This is a genomic window from Stenotrophomonas sp. STEN038 (genome assembly GCF_056759895.1).
This window is the reverse complement of the sequence record NZ_JBRRDW010000017.1, coordinates 14,168-29,208: the sequence shown is the minus strand read 5'-3', so window position 1 is coordinate 29,208 and position 15,041 is coordinate 14,168. Positions and strand designations below refer to the sequence as shown.

The 15,041-nt window shown below is 64.8% G+C and carries 12 protein-coding genes and 1 pseudogene; 7 read left to right on the top strand and 6 right to left on the bottom strand.

Translation table 11 applies throughout. From position 1 onward, the window contains the following. Positions 1 to 91: 91 nt before the first annotated feature. Positions 92 to 1,249, bottom strand: coding sequence for a bifunctional 2-methylcitrate synthase/citrate synthase (gene prpC, locus ACVOLS_RS09040; protein ID WP_481545362.1), 1,158 nt, complete (start codon positions 1,247 to 1,249; stop codon positions 92 to 94). Positions 1,250 to 1,344: 95 nt separating this feature from the next. Further along, a complete protein-coding gene (prpB, locus tag ACVOLS_RS09035) occupies positions 1,345 to 2,229 on the bottom strand; it encodes a methylisocitrate lyase (RefSeq protein ID WP_481545361.1) in 885 nt (294 codons plus the stop codon). A 122-nt stretch (positions 2,230 to 2,351) separates the two neighbouring features. On the opposite strand from prpB, the gene ACVOLS_RS09030 reads away from it, so the two are divergent. Continuing rightward, positions 2,352 to 3,575, top strand: coding sequence for a citrate/2-methylcitrate synthase (locus tag ACVOLS_RS09030; RefSeq protein ID WP_481545360.1), 1,224 nt, complete (start codon positions 2,352 to 2,354; stop codon positions 3,573 to 3,575). A 195-nt stretch (positions 3,576 to 3,770) separates the two neighbouring features. Here ACVOLS_RS09030 and ACVOLS_RS09025 read toward each other — a convergent pair whose 3' ends face one another. Both ACVOLS_RS09025 and pdxH read right to left on the bottom strand, forming a co-directional pair. Beyond that, on the bottom strand, positions 3,771 to 4,571 hold the full coding sequence (locus tag ACVOLS_RS09025) for a cobalamin-binding protein (protein ID WP_481545400.1): 801 nt from the start codon (positions 4,569 to 4,571) through the stop codon (positions 3,771 to 3,773). Positions 4,572 to 4,593: 22 nt separating this feature from the next. Continuing rightward, positions 4,594 to 5,226, bottom strand: coding sequence for a pyridoxamine 5'-phosphate oxidase (gene pdxH / locus ACVOLS_RS09020; protein WP_481545399.1), 633 nt, complete (start codon positions 5,224 to 5,226; stop codon positions 4,594 to 4,596). A 9-nt stretch (positions 5,227 to 5,235) separates the two neighbouring features. Here pdxH and ACVOLS_RS09015 point away from each other — a divergent pair, with 9 nt between their 5' ends. Further along, positions 5,236 to 6,069, top strand: coding sequence for a kinase (locus ACVOLS_RS09015; protein ID WP_481545359.1), 834 nt, complete (start codon positions 5,236 to 5,238; stop codon positions 6,067 to 6,069). Positions 6,070 to 6,197: 128 nt separating this feature from the next. On the opposite strand, the gene ACVOLS_RS09010 is transcribed toward ACVOLS_RS09015, so the two are convergent. Next, positions 6,198 to 6,401, bottom strand: a complete 204-nt coding sequence (locus ACVOLS_RS09010; protein WP_057629454.1) for a dodecin family protein — start codon at positions 6,399 to 6,401, stop codon at positions 6,198 to 6,200. Positions 6,402 to 6,500: 99 nt separating this feature from the next. Here ACVOLS_RS09010 and ACVOLS_RS09005 point away from each other — a divergent pair. The 5 genes and pseudogenes from ACVOLS_RS09005 to mdtD all read left to right on the top strand — a co-directional run. Beyond that, positions 6,501 to 7,025: pseudogene (locus ACVOLS_RS09005) on the top strand (shikimate kinase); the annotation flags it as partial. A 15-nt stretch (positions 7,026 to 7,040) separates the two neighbouring features. Then, positions 7,041 to 8,150 (top strand): 3-dehydroquinate synthase, encoded by a 1,110-nt coding sequence (gene aroB, locus ACVOLS_RS09000; protein WP_481545398.1) that lies wholly within the window; start codon positions 7,041 to 7,043, stop codon positions 8,148 to 8,150. A 198-nt stretch (positions 8,151 to 8,348) separates the two neighbouring features. Continuing rightward, complete coding sequence (locus ACVOLS_RS08995; RefSeq protein ID WP_282265842.1) at positions 8,349 to 8,600, top strand: WGR domain-containing protein; 252 nt, start codon at positions 8,349 to 8,351, stop codon at positions 8,598 to 8,600. A gap of 61 nt (positions 8,601 to 8,661) precedes the next feature. Beyond that, the gene (gene hemE / locus ACVOLS_RS08990; protein ID WP_481545358.1) at positions 8,662 to 9,735 is read left to right on the top strand and encodes a uroporphyrinogen decarboxylase; all 1,074 of its coding nucleotides are present in this window, start codon (positions 8,662 to 8,664) and stop codon (positions 9,733 to 9,735) included. Between the two features lie 307 nt (positions 9,736 to 10,042). Beyond that, on the top strand, positions 10,043 to 11,464 hold the full coding sequence (gene mdtD, locus ACVOLS_RS08985; protein WP_481545357.1) for a multidrug transporter subunit MdtD: 1,422 nt from the start codon (positions 10,043 to 10,045) through the stop codon (positions 11,462 to 11,464). Positions 11,465 to 11,473: 9 nt separating this feature from the next. Here mdtD and ACVOLS_RS08980 read toward each other — a convergent pair whose 3' ends face one another. Next, on the bottom strand, positions 11,474 to 15,031 hold the full coding sequence (locus ACVOLS_RS08980) for a sensor histidine kinase (protein WP_481545356.1): 3,558 nt from the start codon (positions 15,029 to 15,031) through the stop codon (positions 11,474 to 11,476). Positions 15,032 to 15,041: the final 10 nt, after the last annotated feature.

Below are 15,041 nucleotides of genomic sequence, written 5' to 3'. Positions count from 1 at the left end.
TCTCCCGCAGGCGGGAGAGGGGCTTTATCTCGCTTGTGGCGGAGATGGTGCAGGCGTCATCTCGCTTGTGGCGGAGATGGCTTTGGCTTCATCAAGCGCGCTTATCCAAGGGCACGAAGGTCTGATCGTCCGGCCCGGTGTAATTCGCGCTCGGGCGGATGATCTTGCCGTCGATGCGCTGCTCGATGATGTGCGCGCTCCAACCAGCGGTACGCGCGATCACGAACAGGGGAGTGAACATCGCGGTCGGCACGCCCATCATGTGGTAGCTGACGGCGCTGAACCAATCCAGGTTCGGGAACATTTTCTTGATGTCCCACATCACCGACTCCAGACGCTCGGCGATGTCGTACATCTTCATGTTTTCCTGCTCGGCCGACAGCTCGCGCGAGACGTCCTTGATCACCTTGTTGCGGGGATCGGACACGGTGTAGACCGGGTGACCAAAACCGATCACCACTTCCTTGCGCTCGACGCGGGCTTTGATGTCAGCCTCGGCTTCATCCGGGGTTTCATAGCGCTTCTGCACTTCGAAGGCGACTTCGTTGGCACCGCCGTGCTTCGGTCCGCGCAGTGCGCCGATACCGCCGGTGATGGCGCTGTACATGTCGCTGCCGGTGCCGGCGATGACGCGGCAGGCGAAGGTCGAGGCGTTGAATTCGTGTTCTGCGTACAGGATCAGGCTGGTGTGCATGGCCTTGACCCAGGACTCGCGCGGCTGCTCGCCGTGCAGCAGGTGCAGGAAGTGGCCGCCGATCGAGTCATCGTCGGTCTCCACGTCGATGACCTTGCCGTTGTGGCTCCAGTGGTACCAGTACAGCAGCATCGAACCCAGCGATGCCATCAGCTTGTCGGCGATGTCGCGGGCGCCCGGGTGGTTGTGGTCGTCCTTCTCCGGCGACACGCAGCCCAGCACGGAAACGCCGGTGCGCATCACGTCCATCGGGTGCGCCGATGGCGGCAGTTCTTCCAGCGCGGCCTTCACCGATGCCGGGATGCCACGCAGCGCCTTCAGCTTGGCCTTGTAGGCACGCAGTTCGGCCTTGTTCGGCAGCTTGCCATGCACCAGCAGGTGGGCGATTTCCTCGAACTCACTGGTGTTGGCCAGGTCCAGGATGTCGTAACCACGGTAGTGCAGGTCGTTGCCGCTGCGGCCAACGGTACACAGGGCGGTGTTACCGGCGGCGGTGCCGGACAGGGCGACGGACTTCTTCGGCTTGAACGCGGGTGCGGTGGTGGATTCAGACATGGTGTGAACCTCGATCAGATGCGGGATTTTCGCTCCCCTCTCCCGCTTGCGGGAGAGGGGCTGGGGGTGAGGGCCGCCTGCTGCAGCCCAATCAATCACTTCTTCGCAGCAAACGTCTTGTCCAGGCTGCGCTCGAATTCGTGGTAACCGATCCGGTCATACAGCTCCTCGCGGGTCTGCATCCTGTCCACCACATTACGCTGGTGGCCGTCGCGACGGATGGCTTCATAAACATTCTCGGCGGCCTTGTTGGCTGCACGGAATGCCGACAGTGGGAACAGCTGCATCGCCACACCGGCCGAGGCCAGTTCATCACGACTGAACAGCGGGGTGGCGCCGAATTCAGTGATGTTGGCCAACAACGGCACCTTCACTGCGTCGGCGAAGCGCTTATAGGTCTCCAGGTCGTAAGCGGCCTCGGCAAAGATGCCGTCGGCGCCTGCTTCCACGCAGGCCAGCGCGCGTTCGATGGCGGCGTCCACACCTTCCATCTGGATGGCGTCGGTACGGGCGATCAGGAAGAAATCCGGGTCAGTCTTGGCATCAGCTGCAGCCTTCACCCGATCAACCATTTCACCCTGCGAGACGATTTCCTTGCCGGGACGGTGACCACAACGCTTGGCCCCCACCTGGTCTTCGATATGACAAGCAGCCGCGCCGGCCTTGATCAGCGACTTCACCGTGCGCGCGATATTGAACGCGCTCGGGCCGAAACCAGTGTCGATATCGACCATCAACGGCAGGTCGCAGACGTCGCTGATGCGGCGCACGTCGATCAGCACGTCTTCCATCGTATTGATGCCCAGGTCAGGCAGGCCCAGCGAGCCAGCGGCAACGCCGCCGCCGGACAGGTAGATGGCGCGGTAACCGGCGCGCTTGGCCAGCAGGGCGTGGTTGGCATTGATCGCGCCCACCACCTGCAAGGGGGATTCGGCGGCCAGTGCGGCGCGGAATGCAGCGCCGGCGGAAGAACGACTCATGGGATGGCTCCTGGCTTGTGGCTGGGCGGTGGCGAGCATGCCATTCCGCTGTGACGACTAATCTGTCACCATCAGATGCATTGATCAATCTTGATTCAATAAATCAACCTATTGAATACGCCATGCCAGACGCCCTCGATCCCGAACTGATACCCGCCAGTGAAGCCTGTGCCCTGCTCGGCATCAGCGCCGCCACGCTATACGCCTATGTCAGCCGCGGCCTGCTCAGCTCGCGCCCGGGCACATCCGCCCGCAGCAGGGTGTACCTGCGGGCGGAAGTCGAACGCCTGGCGCAGCGCAAGCAGGCCGGGCGCGGCGCCGAACGCGGCGCTGCACAAAGTCTGGATCGCGGCTTGCCGGTGCTGGAAACCCGCATCTCGCTGATCCGCCCGGATGCGCCCTATTACCGTGGCCGTTCTGCCGTGGCTGCCGCGCAGGCAGGCGCAACGCTGGAAGACATCGCGCGGCTGCTATGGGAGTGCGAGGAGCAAGACCCGTTCGCTTCGACCACCCTGCCCTCCTGGCCGTCGCGCATTGCCAGCTTGGCGCTTGATGGCAGTCTTCCGCCGGTGGAACGCGCAATGGCGTGCATCCCGCTGCTGGCACTGGAACAACGCCAATCGCTCAACGCCGTCGCCTCGGTACGCCGCGAGGTCGCAGCAATGCTGCTGCGTCAGAACGCAGCTTTGCTGGTCGGCACCGAACCGGACGCGCGACCAGTACATCGCTTATTGGCCGACGCGTGGATGCCTGGCAATGCAGCCTTCGCTGAGCTGGTGCGCTCGGCGCTGGTGTTGTGCGCCGATCACGAATTGAATGTTTCCGCGTTTGCAGCGCGCGTGGTTGCCTCAACCGGCGCGCATCTACATGCAACGGTGAGTGCTGGATTGGCAGCCCTGTCCGGTCCACGCCACGGCGGTGCGACCGCGCGCGCGCATGCCTTGCTGGTGGATGCCGAAGCCAGTGGGTCACCTGCCGCCTTCATTGCCGAACGTTGGCGGCGCGGCGACGAACTACCCGGCTTCAATCATCTGCTGTATCCCGATGGTGATCCACGCGGTGCCGAAGTACTACGTCAGTTGCGTGAGCTAAGCGGTGATTCGCCGCGCATGCGGCATGTGGAAGCGGTTTTGGCTGCTACCGAAGAAGTCAGCGGACAGCGACCGAATATTGACGGGATGCTGGGGGCTATCTGCTATGTCCATGAACTGCCAGGCGCGCATGCGTTGGTGATGTTCGCCACTGCACGACTTACCGGATGGTTGGCGCATGCGTTGGAGCAGCAGGCACTTGGCACCTTGATACGACCACGTGCGCGCTACACCGGGCTTGCGCCGAGAGGCTGACACTGAGGTTGTAGGAGCGGCGTAAGCCGCGAAGCCAATGCTGGTTGAGCCGTACTGCTGTTTGTCATCAGACATTGTCGCCGGTTAGCTTTCACCGGCTTCGCGACTGACGCCGCTCCCACAGCCGGTAGTTGTGCCGTGATTGCAGATTGATTGGCGGCTGGGCTGTTGTGAGCTTCGCGGCTTACGCCACTCCTACAAGGCCCCTGCCCGCTTTGACCATTGATTGATGATCTGCGCTATCGCCTGCACACCATCGGTCAAGGCCGCCGGCCCAGGCTGCAGGATCAGCGGCGATTTGATCTCATGCAGTTCACCGTCTCGCACGGCATTGATTGCCTCCCAACCCGGTCGTGCAGCCACCCGCTCGGGGCGGAACTTCTTGCCGCACCATGAGCCGATGATGATGTCCGGGTTGCGCGCGATCACCGGGTCACCATTGGCAAGGATGCGCGCCTTGGCCAGCGGCTCGCGCGATAATTCCGGAAACACATCAATGCCGCCGGCAATCTCCACCAGCTCGGCGCCCCACTGGATACCGGTGATGATGGGCTCATCCCATTCCTCGACATAGACGCGCGGGCGCTGCGGCAATTTTGCCGCCTGCCCGGCTATCGCATCCAATCCTCGTTGCAGCTCGTCCGCATAGGCATTGGCACGCGCTGCCACGCCAACCAACCCACCAAGCCGGCGGATGTAGTCAATGATGCCGGCCACGCTGCGGTGATTGGCAATCCACACTTCCACACCGTTGCGTATCAACTCGGCGGCGATATCGGCCTGGATGTCGGAGAAGCCAATCGCCAGGTCGGGCTTCAGCTTGAGGATCTCGCCGACCTTGGCGCTGGTGAAGGCGCTGACCTTGGGTTTGTCGCGGCGCGCCTCGGGCGGCCGCACGGTGAAGCCGCTGATGCCGACGATGCGGTCCTGCTCGCCCAATGCGTAAAGCGTTTCGGTCGGCTCTTCGGTCAGACAGACAATGCGGCGCGGGCCAATCATGCCGATGCTCCCTTTGCCATTACGGGAACAACATCCGCTTGCCCCACTCACCGGCCGCGTCGGCCTCATAGCACCAGCGCTCATGCAGGCGGAAGTCGGCGCCGTACCAGAACTCGATGCGTCGCGGCACCACGCGCACCCCGCCCCAGCCATCCGGACGCGGCACGTCACGACCTTCAAAGCGGGCCTCGAAATTGGCCAATCGCTGCTCGAACTCCTCGCGCGATGCCAGCGGCTGTGACTGCACCGATGCCCAGGCACCGATCTGGCTCATACGCGGACGGCTGGCGAAGTAGGCATCAGATTCGGCGGCGGATACCAGCTGCGCGTCGCCTTCGATGCGCACCTGGATACCGGCCTCGCGCAGACTGCGCCACAGGAACAACAACGCCGCTGCCCGGTTGTCGTGCAGTTCGCGGCCCTTGCGGCTGTCCAGATGCGTGTAGAACACAAAGCCGCGCTCGTCGAAGGCCTTCAGCAACACCGTGCGCGCCGACGGGCGGCCATCGATGTCGGCGGTGGCAACCGTCATCGCGGTGGCATCGATCTCCTTGCCAGCCTTCGCCTCTTCAAACAATGCGGCGAAAGTCGAAAGCGCTTCTGCGTAAAGATTGGTCATGGTCCTGCTTCGTAGGGCACGTGTTTGGGCTATTGTGGCGGCATGTCCCCCGTTCCGCACAGTTTTTCCCAACGCCGCTTTGCGCCGACACTGGTCGCACAGGCGTTGGACGATGCGCTGGCCAGTACCAACGGCACGCCGGTACTGGCAATCAGTGGTGTGCAAGGCAGCGGCAAGTCCACGCTGGCCGCGCAGATCGTGGATCTGGCGCGCACGCGCGGCCTGTGTGCGGCGGCAGTGTCCATCGATGACACCTACCTGACCCGTGCGCAGCGGCAACGGCTTGCTGATCGCGTACATCCCTTGCTTGCCACGCGTGGACCGCCGGGCACGCATGACCTGGCACTGGCGATGGCCACGCTGGATGCGGCCAAGGCCGGGCAAGGCTTCCTGCTGCCGCGCTTTGACAAACTCGCCGATGAACGGGTGCCGGAAGCACAGTGGAAGAAAATCGAGCAACCGCTGGACCTGCTGGTGTTCGAGGGCTGGTTCCTGGGCACGCCGGCAGAAGCCGACGATGCGCTGCAGGTGCCCTTGAACGCGCTGGAACGCGAGGCCGATGCCGATGGTCGCTGGCGGCGCTGGTGCAACCAGTCACTGGCCGAGCACTACCCCGGCCTGTGGCAGCGTTTTGACCGGCTGTGGATGCTGCAACCGCCAAGCTTCGCGGTGGTGCCGCACTGGCGCTGGCAGCAGGAGCAGGCGCTGCAGCAGGCATCGCCTGGCCGCAGCAGCATGACAAGGCCGCAACTGGAACGCTTCGTGCAGTTCTACGAGCGCATCAGCCGACAGGCGCTGCGTACCCTGCCCGGCATCGCCGACCGGGTGATTGCGCTGGATGCGCAACGGCAGCCGCTGGCAGACCAACAGGGCTGACGCGGCCCGGCCAGCCGCACCACAACGGCTTCGCATGAACGGCTCGACGGCGCTGGCGCCGCCGAGCCCTTGCCGATGCGTGCCCAGCTTGGGCAGCGGGCACCCACCGCGCGATTACCGCAACGGCATCATTGCACCAGGAAAGTGATCCGCAGGTTGACCCGCCATTCGATGATGTTGCCGTCGCCGTCGGTGACAACCTTGGTCTCGTTGACCCACGCGCCCTGGATGCCCTTGACCGTCTCGGCCACTTTCTTGATGCCGCTGCGCACCGCATCCTCGACACTGGTTTTGGAGGACGCGCTGACTTCAATGATTTTCGCCACTGACATGTCCAACTCCTTGGTTGCACCACGAACCATTCGTGGAGCTGCCGAGCTTGGCTGCTACCGTGTTAAGGCACTGACACGAGGTGCTAGCATCTTCCAGCAATGAATCCCGCCCCCAATCTCATCCTGGTCGGCCCCATGGGCGCCGGCAAAACCAGCATCGGCCGTCGCCTCGCCGAGCGTTTCGGGCTGGCATTCGTGGATGCCGACCAAGCCATCGTCGATGACGTCGGCTCCAGCATTCCTGCCATTTTCGAGAACGTCGGCGAAGCCGGCTTCCGTGCCCACGAAAAACGGGTCCTGTCCTGTCTGTTGGACGGCAACGGCCAGCTGATCTCGACCGGCGGCGGCAGCGTGCTCGACCCTGAGAACCGTGAGCGCATCCGCGCCCGCGGTTTCGTGGTCTACCTGCGAGTCAGCGTGGCCTCGCAGCTGGCTCGCCTGCACCGCGACAAGACCCGGCCCTTGCTGCAGCGTGAGGACCGCGAGCAGGTGCTGCACGCCATGGCCGAAATCCGCGACCCGCTTTACCGCGACGTGGCCGACCTGATCATCGATACCGACCTTTACACCCCCGCCGACGCCACCGCGCACACCGTCACCCGGCTTGCCGCGCAATGGAAGATTCTGGAACCGACCCGTATGACCGCCCCCACCCGCACCGTCGCCGTCGGCGGCGAACACCCCTACCAGATCCACATCGGCCCGGGTCTGCTGTCCCAGGCCGAAACGCTGATCAGCGCCATCCGCGGCCGTCACGTGCTGCTGGTCAGCGACGACACCGTTGCACCGCTGTATCTGACCCAGGTGCAAACCGCGCTGCTGGCCGCCCGCCCCGACCTGAAGATCGGCCAGCACGTCATTCCAGCCGGCGAGGCCTCCAAGACCCTGGACAATTTCGCTGGCGCGATCAACGCGCTGGCAAGCCTGGGCGCCACCCGCGATGCCTGCGTGCTCGCCCTCGGCGGCGGCGTGGTCGGCGACCTGGCCGGCTTTGCGGCGGCCTGCTGGATGCGCGGTGTGGACTGCGTGCAGTTGCCCACCACCTTGCTGTCGATGGTGGACTCCTCGGTCGGCGGCAAGACCGCGGTGGATATCCCGCAGGGCAAGAACCTGGTCGGCGCCTTCCACCCGCCGCGCGCGGTCGTCGCTGATACCGCAGCGCTGCGCACCCTGCCGCTGCGCGAGCTGCGTGCCGGGTTGGCGGAAGTCATCAAGTACGGCGCCATCCGCGACCCGCTGTTCTTCCAATGGCTGCAGGCCGAACGCCAGGCACTGCTGGCCGGCGACGACGGCGCGATGGCCCAGGCCATCGCCCGCAGCTGCGAGCACAAGGCCGAGATCGTCGCGCGTGACCCGCTGGAGAAGGGCGAACGCGCCCTGCTGAACCTCGGCCACACCTTCGGCCATGCGATTGAAACCGCGCAGGGCTACGGCGCACCGGGTAACGACAACCTCAACCATGGTGAGGCGGTAGCAGTTGGCATGGTGTTGGCGGCCAAGCTGTCGGCGGCCCTGGGCATGGCCGATGCGGCGGATACCGAGGTACTGCGAGCGCTGCTGGAGGCTTATGGCCTGCCGACGGCAATCCCCGCGGGCTTGGATGCCGAGGCGCTGCTTGGGCATATGCGGCTGGACAAGAAGAACATCGCCGGGCGCCTGCGACTGGTGCTGTGGCGCGGCATCGGCAAGGCCGAGGTGGTGCCGGATGTGGATGAGGCTGCGGTGTTGGATGTGCTGCGGCTGGGCTGAGCGGCAAGTCAAAGGCTTACCCCTCCCCAACCCTCCCCTGCTACGCAAGGGAGGGGAAGAGCAGGCATGGTCGTGATCTGACAGATCGCAGTGGATGGCCCCCTCCCTTGCGCAGCAGGGGAGGGTTGGGGAGGGGTAGCACTTCGCAGCAAACCCCAAAACCAGCCCAAAACCCGCACACCGGCTACAATCGCCGCCATGCGCGTCCTACTGCAACAGCCGCCCAGCGGCAAAGAAGCCCCCCGCTACGTACAGCTTTCCCTGGTGCCCGACCTGCTCGGCGGCTGGGAGCTGCTGCGTGAGAGCGGCCAGACCGGTGGCCGCATCCAGCTGCGCCGCGAGCTGTTCCTGCAGCACGACGACGCCATCCATGCCTTCGAAAAGGCCCGCGATGGCCAGATCAAGAAAGGCTTCCAGGTGATGTTCACCGCCGGCCAGCCCGCGCCCTGAATCCCGCATTTCCTGCAGGTGCGCCGCAGCGCGCCTGCGGTTCTTACCCCAGGAGTTCCATGTGACCAGCCCACTTCGCAATGACCGCTTCCTGCGCGCCCTGCGCCGCGAGCCTGTGGACTACACCCCCGTCTGGCTGATGCGCCAGGCCGGCCGCTACCTGCCGGAGTATCGCGCCACCCGCGCCCGCGCCGGTAGCTTCCTGGGCATGGCCAAGAACCCGGAAGTTGCCTGCGAGGTGACCCTGCAACCGCTGGAACGCTTCGATCTGGATGCCGCCATCCTGTTCTCGGACATCCTCACCGTACCCGACGCCATGGGCCTTGGCTTGTATTTCGTCGACGGCGAAGGCCCCAAGTTCAAGCACCCGGTGCGTGATGTTGCCGCGGTCGCCAAGCTGGCTGTGCCGGACATGGAAACCGAGCTGCGCTACGTGATGGACGCAGTGCGCCTGATCCGTCGCGAGCTGGACGGCAAAGTACCGCTGATCGGCTTCTCCGGCAGCCCGTGGACGCTGGCCTGCTACATGATCGAAGGCGGCGGCAGCAAGGATTTCGCCCGCATCAAGGCGATGGCGCTGAACGAACCCAAGGCCCTGCACCAGCTGCTGGACGTGGTGACCGATGCGGTCATCGCCTACCTGTCGGCGCAGCGCGCGGCCGGTGCGCAGGCATTGCAGGTGTTCGACACCTGGGGCGGCGTGCTTGGCCCGGCGATGTACCGCGAATTCTCGCTGCGTTACCTCAACCGCATCGCCAGCGAGCTCAAGCGCGGCGACGGCGCCGAGCGCACCCCGCTGATCCTGTTCGGCAAGGGCACCGGTCAGTACGTGGCCGAGCTGGCCACCAGCGGCGCTGAAGGCGTCGGCGTGGATTGGACCATCTCGCTGGAAGACGCCGCCCGCGCAGCCGGCGGCAAGGTCGCGCTGCAGGGCAACCTGGACCCGACCACGCTGTACGGCTCGCCCGACGCAATTACCCGCGAAGTCGGCAAGGTGCTGGAAAGCTATGCCGCCGGCAATGGTGGTTCGCGCGAGGGCCATGTGTTCAACCTTGGCCACGGCATGTCGCCGGACATGAACCCCGAGCACGTCGCGGTGCTGGTGGATGCGGTGCACCGCCTCAGCCGCCGCTGATGCTTGAAGGCCCGGGGCAACCCGGGCCTTTTCTTTACCTGTAGTGCCGAGCCATGCTCGGCAGCGGCATTACACGTAACCCCTCCGCTACGGGCAAAGCCCTTGCCGAGCATGGCTCGGCACTACAGGTGAGCGGCTGCTACGGGTAAAGCCCCTGCCGAGCATGGCTCGGCACTACAGGTGAGCGGCTGCTACGGGTAAAGCCCCTGCCGAGCATGGCTCGGCACTACAGGTGAGCGGCCGCGTGCGCAGCATCTGCACACGCATCGGAGGACAATAAGCGCCTGCCTCAGCGCGAGTCGTCTTGATGTCCCCTGCTCCGCCCAGTCCGCTGCCCGCCAGTTCCACCCAGAAACCCCTGCTATGGCTGGTGTCGCTGGCCATCTTCATGCAGATGCTGGACTCGACCATCGTCAACACGGCCTTGCCGGCGATGGCGCGCAGCCTGGGCGAGAGCCCGCTGCAGATGCAGTCGGTGGTGTTCAGCTACGCGCTGGCGGTGGCCACCTTCATCCCCGCCTCGGGCTGGATCGCCGACCGCTTCGGCACGCGCCGCACCTTCCTCGCCGCGATCGTGTTGTTCACCCTGGGCTCGCTGGCCTGCGCGCTGTCACCCACGCTGCAATGGCTGGTGGCCTCGCGCGTACTGCAAGGCATCGGCGGGGCGATGTTGCTGCCGGTCGGCCGCCTGGCGGTGATGCGTTCGGTGCCGCGCGAACAGTTCCTGTCGGCAATGAGCTTCATCGCCATCCCCGCACTGATCGGCCCGCTGCTGGGCCCGACCCTCGGCGGTTGGCTGGTGGAAGTCGCCTCCTGGCATTGGATCTTCCTGATCAACCTGCCGATCGGGGTCATCGGCTTCGTCGCCGCGCTGAAAATCATGCCCGACCACTACGGCCAGCGGAACCAGCGCTTCGACCTGCCCGGCTACCTGATGCTGGCATTCGGCATGATCGCCCTGTCGCTGGCACTGGATGGCGTGTCGGCGATCAACTCCGCACATGCGCTGGTGCTGCTGTTGGCCGTGGTCGGCATCGCTGCGCTTGCCGGTTACTGGTTGCATGCGGCCAGCGCGCCCAATGCGCTGTTCCCCTTGAGTCTGTTCAAGGTGATCAGTTTCCGCATCGGCATCCTCGGCAATCTGTTCTCACGCATCGGCAGCGGTGCAATGCCCTTGCTGATTCCCTTGCTGCTGCAGGTCGGCATGGGCCTGAGCCCGATGACCGCGGGGATGATGATGATCCCGGTGGCGCTGTCCGGCATGGCCGCAAAACGCGCGGCAGTCAGCCTGGTCGAACGTTTCGGCTACCGTCGCATCCTGATGATCAATACGGTCTGCGTGGGCTTGGCGATGGCCAGCTTCGCCCTGATCACCGCCGAGCAGCCATTGTGGCTGCGCCTCACCCAGCTGGCGATCTTCGGCGCGGTCAATTCGATGCAGTTCACCGTGATGAACACCGTCACCCTGCGCGACCTGGATATGCATCAGGCCAGCAGCGGCAACAGCCTGCTGTCGATGGTGATGATGCTCGCCACAGGTTTTGGCGCCGCAACCGCTGGCAGTCTGCTGGCGGCCTTTGGCGACCACCTGGGCGGTCATGGCGCGACCGCTGCGCTGCACGCCACCTTCATCTGCGTCGGTGCGATCACACTCAGCTCGACCCTGGTGTTCTGGCAGCTGCCCGACAACCGCCCGCACCCGCGGGCGGTGGAAGAAGTTGCCGAGTAAACCCACCCTTCAGTCGGGCGCGGCCTGCGCCTGCTGCCGGCGCTGCATCTCCAATACAGCAGCGATAGCCTCCAGCAACATCTGTGCGGTCACCGGCTTGCGCAGGAAGTCGGCAAAGCCAGCATCGCGCGCCAGTGGTTCAGCCTCGGCATCGGAGCGCGCGGTCACCGCAATCAACGGCATCTCGTAGCCCATTGCCTTCAACTGTCGCGCGAGCCCGAAACCATCGATGCCGGGCAGATCCAGATCCAGCAGGGCCACATCGAACTCATGGTTGGAAAGCTCCGTCAATGCCGCCAGACCATGCGCGGCATGTACCGCGCTATGCCCGTGCACTTCCAGCAAGCCACGAATCACCGCAGCAATGGTCGGATCGTCCTCCACCAGCAGCACCCGCTGCGCCGGCAGGTTCATCCAGGCACCGCCGGCGGCATCATCATCCAGCGAAGTCGGCGGCACTTCCCAGGCCAATGGCAGCTCTACGATGAAACAGGTGCCCTCGCCCAAACTGCTTTCCACATCGATGCTGCCGCCCATCGCCACGCTCAACTCGTTGCAGATGGCCAAGCCCAGGCCGCTGCCGCCATAGCGCGCAGCGGTGCGCGCACCATCGGCTTGTTCAAAGCGGCGGAACAGGCGCTGCTGCTGCTCAGCGCTGATACCCGGGCCGGTGTCGCTGACCTCGAAGCGCACACCTTTGCCCCCTTCCAGCAGGCGCACGCGCAGGCTCACCGAACCATGGCTGGTGAACTTGATTGCATTGCCAAGCAGGTTGAGCAGGATCTGCCGCAGACGCATCACATCGCCGGTCAAGCGCGTGCGCGGGGCGGCAGGGTTGTCAAATTCGAATTTCAGCCCACGCCGTTGCGCCAGCGGTTCCATCAGACCGCGTACGTCTTCAAGCAACTGCCGCAGTTCCAAGGGCTGGTTCTGCAACTCCAGCCGCCCGGCTTCGATACGGGCAAGATCCAGCGCATCGTTTACCAGTCGCAACAGGTGTTCGCCAGCCCGGCGGATCGATTGCGTGTACCCACGCTGGCGCTCATCCAGCGGTGTCGCCAGCAGCAGTTCGCTCATGCCAAGTACACCGGTCATCGGCGTGCGCACCTCATGGCCAAGCGTGGCAAGGAAACGGGTCTTGGCCAGGGATGCCTGCTCGGCCAGCTCCTGCTTGTGCCGCGCCAGCTGCCATTCATTGCGTCGGCGCAGACGCCGCTGGTACAGCCACGCGCCGCCCAGGATCAGGGCGACGGCGAGCACGAGGAAGGTCATCACCCCAGCCGGGCTACGCGCCCACGGCGGCTGCACCCGGAAGGCCAGGGTCTGCACCGGCGACCAGACGTTATCCGAAGTGGCTGCCTGTATTTCCAGCTGATAGCGTCCCGGCGGCAATCGCGAGAACACGCGATCGCCGGACGCGCCCACGTCCACCCAGTCCGGATCATAGCCGGCCAGGCGGAAGCGGTAGGTATTGGTCGCCGAGTCCGCGAAGGACAGCAGGCGCGCGGCAATGCGCAGGTCGCGGTCGCCATCGAGTATCTGCAAGGGCGATTCCAGGGTGATGTCACGCTCCTTGTCGCCACGACGCACGCTGACCCGCTCGATGATCAGCGGCGGTCGGCGGGTTGAAGGCTTCACCTGGCTGGGGTCGAACAACACCACACCATCGGGCGTACCACCGGCCAGTTGGCCGGTACGTGCCTGCACCAGCGAGCGACGGCGGAACTCCTGCCCAGGCAGGCCGTCGTGCACCCCGTACATGCGCACCGAGCGGTTGGCAGGATCAATACGGATCAGGCCGCGCGCACTGATCGCCCAGGCCACGCCTTCGGCGTCCACCAGCAGGCCGGTCGCAGCCAGCGTCGGAAAGCCCTGCTCGACACCAACGCGATCAAGCAGGGTCATGCGCTGCCCATCCCACAGATAGCGATCCATGCGCCCAAGGCCGGCAATCCAGACCACACCGGTATCGGTGACGTGGAAAGTGGAGACGCGCCCTGCAGCCCCGCCCGGCACCGGCGCAAAGCGCCCCTGCTGCGGCTGCCAGGCGTGCAGGCCGGTACCGGTCGCCAACCACAGCTGATCCCCGGGACCGCACTGCATGTCTTCAATCAGGGCTTCCGGTACACCGGCCTGGCCCGGCTTCAGCTGCAGCAGCACATGGCCATCGGCATCGCGCTGTTGCATGCCACCGTCTTCGGAATAGATCCAGATGCGGCCACCGTTGCAACTACGCACGATGTCGGCATCACCGATCATCGCCGCGTCCTTGCCATCATTGCCGTGCCAGCGCTGTACGCTGCCGTCACCCGGGTCGTAGCGCACCAGGGCGTCCAGACTGCCTATCCAGACCTTGCCGTGTGCATCCTCAACCAGCGACTGCGGCCAGTTTTTGCCATCAATCGCCTGCAAATGATGTTGCACTTCACCGGTACCGGGGTCGAGCCGATCCAACGCACCGCGCGTACCCACCACCCAGATACCGCCGGAGGCGGATGGTGCCAAGGCCAACGCATAGGGATTGCGCAACGAGGATGGATCGTCCAGATGCCGCGACAACACCGAGAACTGCCGCCAGCTCGGTGGCAGATGCCATAAACCGGCGTTGGTGCTGGCGAACCACAGCCCGCCTTCGCGGTCCTCGTAGGCACTGGACCAGTTGGGCTTGACGATCCCGCGTTCCTGCGCGCTGTACAAGGGCACGTTGCGCACCACATTGCTGCGGATGCGGCCCAGCCCGGAACGGGTATCCAGCCAGTAGCTGCCATCGGCCGAATACTGCAGCATGTTGAACACATCACCGGGCGCCGCCCCTGCCCAGGTGGCCGCTTCGAAGCGGCCGTCGGCATGGCGCTGGACCACGCCTTCATTGGTGGCCACCCACAGCCGGCCTTGTTTATCCACCTTCAAACCGTTTATGCGCGGCGAAGGCAGCAGTGCATTGCTGACCCGGTCGAAGCCTGCGCCATTCCAGCGCGCCAAACCGCCCTTGGTGCCCACCCAGAGGCTGCCATCCGGCGTGACTGTCATGTACGTCACCGCCGCCGCCGGCAAGCTGTGCTCATCACCTGTTATCGGCATGAAGCGACGGATATTGCCGTCCGGATCGAGCCGGTGCAGGCCACCGGTAGCGGTACCAAACCAGACGCTGCCGTCGGGCGTGGAGGCGATGGCCCAGATCGTATTGCTGCCTATCTGCGGGTAGGTCTGCTGGTCGAAGAAGGTGAACTTGAGCCGGTCCGGCGACAGCATCACCAAGCCGGCGTTCTGCGTTCCGATCCACAACCGGTTGCTTTTATCAGCGTGCAAACTCCACACCACGTTGTCGCGCAGGCCGTTCTCCGCCCGCCAGATTCGGTAATTGCGGCCATCGTAGCGGGCAAGACCGTCGCGGCTGGCCAGCCACAGGTAACCGGTGAGGTCTTCGGCAAAGGCATTGATGTTGCTGGAAGGCAGGCCATCGGCCACGGTCAACTGCCGTGGCTGCGGTGTTGCGGGCACTTCAGCCGGTGCCGCAGCTGGCACCAGCAGCAGTCCGCCCAGCAACAACCCTGCGAGCCATTTCATCAAACCCAAC

What these genes read in the sequence shown, in the direction of transcription:
- mdtD (WP_481545357.1), top strand. Translation starts at nt 10,043, where the DNA reads ATGTCCCCTGCTCCGCCCAGTCCGCTGCCCGCCAGTTCCACCCAGAAA.
- prpC (WP_481545362.1), bottom strand. Translation starts at nt 1,249, where the DNA reads ATGTCTGAATCCACCACCGCACCCGCGTTCAAGCCGAAGAAGTCCGTC.
- ACVOLS_RS09030 (WP_481545360.1), top strand. Translation starts at nt 2,352, where the DNA reads ATGCCAGACGCCCTCGATCCCGAACTGATACCCGCCAGTGAAGCCTGT.
- ACVOLS_RS09010 (WP_057629454.1), bottom strand. Translation starts at nt 6,401, where the DNA reads ATGTCAGTGGCGAAAATCATTGAAGTCAGCGCGTCCTCCAAAACCAGT.
- ACVOLS_RS08995 (WP_282265842.1), top strand. Translation starts at nt 8,349, where the DNA reads ATGCGCGTCCTACTGCAACAGCCGCCCAGCGGCAAAGAAGCCCCCCGC.
- aroB (WP_481545398.1), top strand. Translation starts at nt 7,041, where the DNA reads ATGACCGCCCCCACCCGCACCGTCGCCGTCGGCGGCGAACACCCCTAC.
- ACVOLS_RS08980 (WP_481545356.1), bottom strand. Translation starts at nt 15,031, where the DNA reads ATGAAATGGCTCGCAGGGTTGTTGCTGGGCGGACTGCTGCTGGTGCCA.
- ACVOLS_RS09015 (WP_481545359.1), top strand. Translation starts at nt 5,236, where the DNA reads ATGTCCCCCGTTCCGCACAGTTTTTCCCAACGCCGCTTTGCGCCGACA.
- prpB (WP_481545361.1), bottom strand. Translation starts at nt 2,229, where the DNA reads ATGAGTCGTTCTTCCGCCGGCGCTGCATTCCGCGCCGCACTGGCCGCC.